The organism is Methanocalculus sp., from assembly GCF_029762515.1.
Classification (GTDB): domain Archaea; phylum Halobacteriota; class Methanomicrobia; order Methanomicrobiales; family Methanocorpusculaceae; genus Methanocalculus.
Window position 1 is genome coordinate 1 of the sequence record NZ_JARVGN010000110.1, and the last position, 5769, is coordinate 5769.

The window sequence follows — 5769 nt, forward strand, 5'->3', positions numbered from 1 at the left end:
CCTGCACCCGCTGTTCTCTGGCACTCCTCCCGATCGGGCCGCTCTGGATCGGGGATATCGCTGACCGTGCACTTGCCCTGCGGCTGCTTGAGAGGATGGATGGCATGGCCTTTGGGTCGAAGGCACGCCTCTCCCGGCTTTTAAGGATACTTGCCGGAGAGCTTCCCGCTCTTCCGCACTATGATTATCATAAAGAGGCAAAACGGCTCGGCGTCTCACCGCCTGCAATGGATATCCTGCTTGAGCGGCTTCTCCAGAAAGGATATGGGGCAAGCCGGGCGCACTACTCCGGCACCGCCGTCCTGACTGATGCCCCTCTTGAAGTGCTGGAAGAGGTTCTCTCCCCGTAAAAAAGGATTTAGAGTTTTGTCACAATTGTCAGGATGTCGCCATCGGCGAGGACATGCGGAAGACTGACCCGCTGGGCGTCGTGTTTTACCGAGTCACCCCATATTTTTGCATACCTGAACCGCTCGACAAAGTCGCGGTGGAGGCGGTTGCAGACATCCTCAACGGTGCTTCCTGCCCGGACAATCAGCGGCTCTTCCATATCTGCTGGTTCTCCGAGCGGCTTCATGAAGATCTGGATGAAACCGAGATGTTCATAGACGGCGTCTTTTAATGTGTTGATATTGAAGCCGGAGTGTGCCGAGATCATGATCGGGGCCTGCCCGAACTGTTTGGTGAGGTGCTTCACAATATCCTTCTTTGACTGGTCATCGACAAGATCGACCTTGTTGATTGCGATGAAGGCAGGGATGTATCGGCGGTTGCCGATCATCGCATCGATGAAATCTTCCTGGGTGACATTGCCTCTGATCAGGACATCGGCGTTCATGATCTTGTTCTCAGCAAGGATCGTCCTGATCTCTTCAAGGTTGAGATCGACACTGCCAACGGTGTTCAGCCGGACACCGCCCATGCCGGATTTCTTGATGGTGATATCCGGCTTTGGGGTGTTGATTCTGATCCCGGCATCATACAGCTCTCTTACAAGCACGTCGATATGCCGGTCATTGAAGACATCGCCTAAGATGATGATCAGATCAGCCGTCCTGACAACGGCGATAACCTCCTTACCGCGCCCTTTTCCCATCGCGGCACCGGCGATCAAACCGGGAATATCCAGGATCTGGATCTTGGCTCCCCTGTGTTCCATCAGGCCGGGGACAACAGTGAGGGTTGTGAAGGCATATGCCGCAGTCTCGCTCTTTGTGCCGGTCAGCTGGTTTAGAAGTGTTGATTTACCAACAGACGGGAACCCCACAAGGACAACCGTTCCATCCCCTGATTTTTTGACAGAATAGCCTTCTCCTGTGCCGGACGATTTCATTGCACGGGTGACCGCCTCATCCTTCAGCTTTGCTATCTTTGCTTTCAGCCTGCCGATATGGAGGGAGGTTGCCTTATTGTATTTTGTATTCCGGAGCTCATCCTCAATCTCACGGATCTGCTCTTCAAGGCTACTCATTCCTAATAAATGGCATCTCTGTGAACATGAATCTATGGAAGGTATGGGAAGAATGGGGGTGTTTGAGGTGAGAAGGATATGGTAAGTATGGGGGATGCGGAAGGCAGGGTGGACGGATGATATGATAATGGTTAAATATTCTCGTGTCTTACAGAATAGAGCACAAATTCTTGCTGATATAGTGTAGTCGGCCAATCATGTAGGACTCTCACTCCTACGACTGGGGTTCAAATCCCCATATCAGCATTCTGTCTTTTATATTGTCTTTTCTGCTCATAGAATGGACTCAATCTGACCTTTTATGAAGACTCTATTGCGGGGATACTCCGTTGTCCTCACTGCTTCAATTCCCTTCTTCTCACCCTCAATTTCGGAATTGCTCCCTCCTCCCTCTTCCTCCGGTAAATTGTTCCCCCAAACCTGCTACAACAGTGAAGTCGCTTATGAAGAGGAGGATGGCATAGATGAGGAGGATGAGGACGATCGAGAGATCAGATCTCCTGCGGATGATCGGGTGGAGCCGTTTTGCCATCTCCGGTGCTTTTTCCCTGAGCGGTATCAATAATTTCGCTTTGGGTGCAGGAGATACGAAACGATTATTGCCAGTCCCTCCTCTTTTTGTACTACCGCATGGAAAAAGGGCGTCTTCATAGGAAGAGAGTGTACGGGGAAATAATCAATGGCACTACCGGTTGATTGGGCGGAAATCCGCCTCTTCATCTCTGCCTCCCTCATCTGCCCATGTATGCTGCTCAGATGTCGCTTCGAGTAAAAAGGGCAAAAAAATCCTGCTCCTGCTCTCCCCTGTTCCTACGGTTGCCTGAGTGACTAATCATGAATACGAAAACACCTATCACACGACTCATGGGAGTTCTTCTTCTCCTCATCTGCATGGTTGCAGGTGTCAGTGCCGCCGGTTCTCCTGCTGCTGATTTTTACGCCACGCCTGAAAACGGCAGCGCTCCACTAACTGTTGAATTCACTGATCTATCAACTCCTGATGCTTCCGGCTGGGCATGGTACTTCGGGGAAGAGTTCATCGATTCGGAGTGGACAGAGATTTCGGCAGATGCAGGATGGTCGGCACGGGGAGGCCATTCGATGGTTGTTCTTCCCGATGGGAGTATTGTCCTGATGGGCGGCGTTGAAGATGGCGCCTATGCCCATGATGTCTGGAGATCAGAGGACTCTGGTGCCACCTGGAGCAGGGTTGCCGATGAGCCCCGGTGGGCGCCCCGGACATACCATTCCAGCCTTCTCCTCGCAGACGGCAGTGTCCTTCTTATAGGGGGCTTTTATCGTGATGGTGATGAATGGATAAATTATAACGATGTCTGGCGTTCAACCACCAAAGGCGTTCACTGGACAAAGATAACTGATGAAGCCCCCTGGACGGCCCGTGATGGCCATACAACCCTCCTCCTCAATGACAGAAGCATCATCCTGATGGGAGGATGGGATCGGGTCGGCCAGAAAAACGATGTCTGGCGTTCGAATAATAACGGCATCTCCTGGTCGCAGATCTCGCATCGGGCAGGATGGCCGCCCCGGGCATACCACTCCAGTGTTCTGCTCCCTGATGGCAGTATTGTCCTGATGGGCGGCTACTTTCAAGATGATGATAGCTGGTCCTACTTCAATGATGTCTGGCGCTCAACCGACAACGGTGCCACATGGACTGAAATGACATCGGATGCCGAATGGTCAGCCCGTGATGGCCATACGAGCGTTGCACTCCCTGACGGGGGCATTCTTCTGATGGGAGGAATGGATGATGATATCAGGTATAACGATCTCTGGCATTCGGCAGATTACGGTGCCACCTGGACAGAGATCACTCCTGAAACGGGGTGGGATGCACGTGATCGCCATGCCAGCGTGCTCCTTCCTGATGGGAGCGTTCTTGTAACGGGCGGCTGGTCATATGAGGGGGATGACGAATTTACCTACTATAACGATGTCTGGCGGCTCCAGACTGCCGATTCAGATGTACAGAACCCTTCTCATCTCTATACGGATCCGGGCAGCTATAGCGTCACACTCCGGGCATTCAATACGGCAGGGTTCTCCACCCTCACAAAAGAGGCTTTCATAACCGTCACCGAACCTGCACCGGCAGAGACACCGGCTCCTTCCATAACCCCTGAGCCTGAAGAAACACATATCCTCACACCAACCCCGGAGCAGTCTCCGGTTGTTTATGCGCCTGTTCTGCTCCTGATTGCAGGGCTGGTTCTGCTTGCGATGCGAAAAGAGGAATAATATTTTTTAGCCATATTTTTGGAAGAGAGCCTCTTCTTTTGACTCTCTTCCTCCTGCAATACAGTGTAATTGTACTCTTATGATCGGGGACGTGCGCCTGCGAGGGGTGATTGCAGGAGGCAGCCGTTCTCTGGATCGTTCGATCCGGGATTGTTCCCTTAGATTATACTTTCACGCCATTCCAGAACTGGGTGGTATTTTTCAGGGCTTCGAAACCTTCAGATTCGTCTACCCAGTAGCCCTGGAACACTCTTCCATTCTCTGAAAGCTCAAAGGTGAACCATCCTGTATATGTCCCGGTCTTATCGGTATCGACCCAGATGCCGGTAAGCGTGTTTCCGTCTATAGTCCCGTTGATCGTGCCGTAGCAGTTACCGGTAAAGTTGGTTTCATCACCTGTAGTGTCAGGGATGAATTCGCATTCGTCACCACTGCTATAGGTTCCGGTCACCAATGAACCAGTCTGGGTGAGTGAAAAAACCTCGACGAAGAGTCCGGTTTCACCGTAATTATAGGTTGTAGCCCAGGTTCCGGACCAGGGGGTCTCCTCCGATGCAGTTGCTATTGGTTGCGCATCTGGCAACGGAGCAATGTTTGTGCCGGGTTGTGTTGTCCCCGATGTTGCATCGGAAGAGCTCATGCAGCCGGCAATAATCAACAGGATACAGACAAGACCGGTCAGAATCAGGGCAGGTGACTTTTTCATAGAATGATCGTACATATCTTTCTCTTCTCCGATAATGAACTCTCTGAAAAAATCATTAATTATCTAATTGTTCTGGATGGTGGAGTTACGCTTTCTCAATCTGATAATGGAGTGATTTGCCTGTTGGCTAAAAATACCAGAAATATCAATATATACTGTTTCATATGGTGGTGAAGTTCTGATTTTTCCCTCCCGTATCAGAGCTCAAGTGGAAGAAATGACTCGCCATTATCCCTGGCATTTCATGGGTTTCCTTGTCTTTGCAGCCGTCGTCCCCCTGATCTACACACTCTTAAACCTCTTCTGGATTGGGCGCATCAGCATGGATGCGTTTGCAATCACTGAACAATTCGAGTTCTTTGAGCTGGCGATAGAGGTCATGGTTGCCACAATCCCGGTGGGTGTCCTTGCGCTCACCGCCCGTTATTGTCACAACAGGGAGAAAATTGTCGGAATCGTCACAGCCGCACTGATATTTCAGGCATTAATCTCACTCGTCCTGCTGGCGATCATCTTCTTTTTCAATCAGGAGTTGATCGGAATAATGGGTACTCCTGATTCAATCGTGGACCCGACCCGGGAATACCTTCTGCTGAGATCGATCAGTATTCCCTTTGACATATCTGCCTTTATCCTCCTCACCGCGATCCGATCCCTCCAGAAAGGAAAGGAGGCATTTATCCTTATCACGATCTCAATAATTGTCAATATTCTCCTCGACCTGCTCCTGATCTCCAGTACTCCGGTATCTCTCCATCTGGGTATTTCAGGAGTGGCGATCGCGTATGTCATTACCCAGATGGTACTCATGATAATGGCTGCGGCGTATCTTTTCCCTCTTATCGGGGTCACTATCTCCTCCTTCATTACCACTGCCTGGCGAAAGGAAGTTATCCCCATCTTTCGGATAGGGAGCTGGAGCGGTCTTGAAGCGGCGCTTCAGACGAGTGGGATCGTATTGATCTTAATCCTCCTGAATGGACTTGGAAAGGATGAGTTCGCCGGATTCGGTATAGCCATCTGGATCTTCTGGATCGCTCTGATGCCTATCTTTGCCATTGGAGATGGAACCAGTATCCTTGTCGGGAATTACCTGGGCGAGAGAAGGTTTGCCGATCTTGTGGATAGTCTGAAGACTTCACTTCTGTTGGTGACCGTTTTCATGCTTCTTGTCATTACCGCCGGGGTCCTCTGGTGGGATCAGATATCGTTAATATTCAACCAGAATCCTGAAATTGCCGCCTACTCTCTCACGGCATTCCAATGGCTGATCATCGGCTTCATCGGTTTTGGAACAGGGTTCATTCTCCGCAGCATCTTCGTTGGGACC

At 50.8% G+C, this 5769-nt stretch carries 5 protein-coding genes, 1 tRNA gene and 1 pseudogene; 4 read left to right on the forward strand and 3 right to left on the reverse strand.

The annotated features are described in order from the left end of the window. Positions 1-350 (forward strand): annotated as a pseudogene (locus tag QCH34_RS05300) (tRNA (guanine(10)-N(2))-dimethyltransferase); the annotation flags it as partial. Between the two features lie 8 nt (positions 351-358). Here the strand turns inward: QCH34_RS05300 and QCH34_RS05305 are convergent. Continuing rightward, entirely contained in the window at positions 359-1471 is a 1113-nt protein-coding gene (locus QCH34_RS05305) for a GTP-binding protein (protein ID WP_300331256.1), read from the reverse strand. Between the two features lie 172 nt (positions 1472-1643). Between QCH34_RS05305 and QCH34_RS05310 the strand changes: the two genes are divergently transcribed. Further along, a tRNA-Glu gene (locus QCH34_RS05310) sits at positions 1644-1717 on the forward strand. A gap of 118 nt (positions 1718-1835) precedes the next feature. Here the strand turns inward: QCH34_RS05310 and QCH34_RS05315 are convergent. Further along, positions 1836-2003 (reverse strand): hypothetical protein, encoded by a 168-nt coding sequence (locus QCH34_RS05315; RefSeq protein ID WP_300331261.1) that lies wholly within the window; start codon positions 2001-2003, stop codon positions 1836-1838. A 302-nt stretch (positions 2004-2305) separates the two neighbouring features. Here QCH34_RS05315 and QCH34_RS05320 point away from each other — a divergent pair, with 302 nt between their 5' ends. Beyond that, on the forward strand, positions 2306-3733 hold the full coding sequence (locus tag QCH34_RS05320; RefSeq protein WP_300331266.1) for a kelch repeat-containing protein: 1428 nt from the start codon (positions 2306-2308) through the stop codon (positions 3731-3733). 163 nt (positions 3734-3896) lie between these two features. On the opposite strand, the gene QCH34_RS05325 is transcribed toward QCH34_RS05320, so the two are convergent. Next, complete coding sequence (locus tag QCH34_RS05325) at positions 3897-4439, reverse strand: hypothetical protein (RefSeq protein ID WP_300331270.1); 543 nt, start codon at positions 4437-4439, stop codon at positions 3897-3899. Positions 4440-4656: 217 nt separating this feature from the next. Here QCH34_RS05325 and QCH34_RS05330 point away from each other — a divergent pair. After that, positions 4657-5769: MATE family efflux transporter (locus QCH34_RS05330; RefSeq protein ID WP_300331273.1), on the forward strand; the 1113-nt coding region annotated here is incomplete at its 3' end.

What these genes read in the sequence shown, in the direction of transcription:
- QCH34_RS05305 (WP_300331256.1), bottom strand. Translation starts at nt 1,471, where the DNA reads ATGAGTAGCCTTGAAGAGCAGATCCGTGAGATTGAGGATGAGCTCCGG.
- QCH34_RS05315 (WP_300331261.1), bottom strand. Translation starts at nt 2,003, where the DNA reads ATGGCAAAACGGCTCCACCCGATCATCCGCAGGAGATCTGATCTCTCG.
- QCH34_RS05320 (WP_300331266.1), top strand. Translation starts at nt 2,306, where the DNA reads ATGAATACGAAAACACCTATCACACGACTCATGGGAGTTCTTCTTCTC.
- QCH34_RS05325 (WP_300331270.1), bottom strand. Translation starts at nt 4,439, where the DNA reads ATGAAAAAGTCACCTGCCCTGATTCTGACCGGTCTTGTCTGTATCCTG.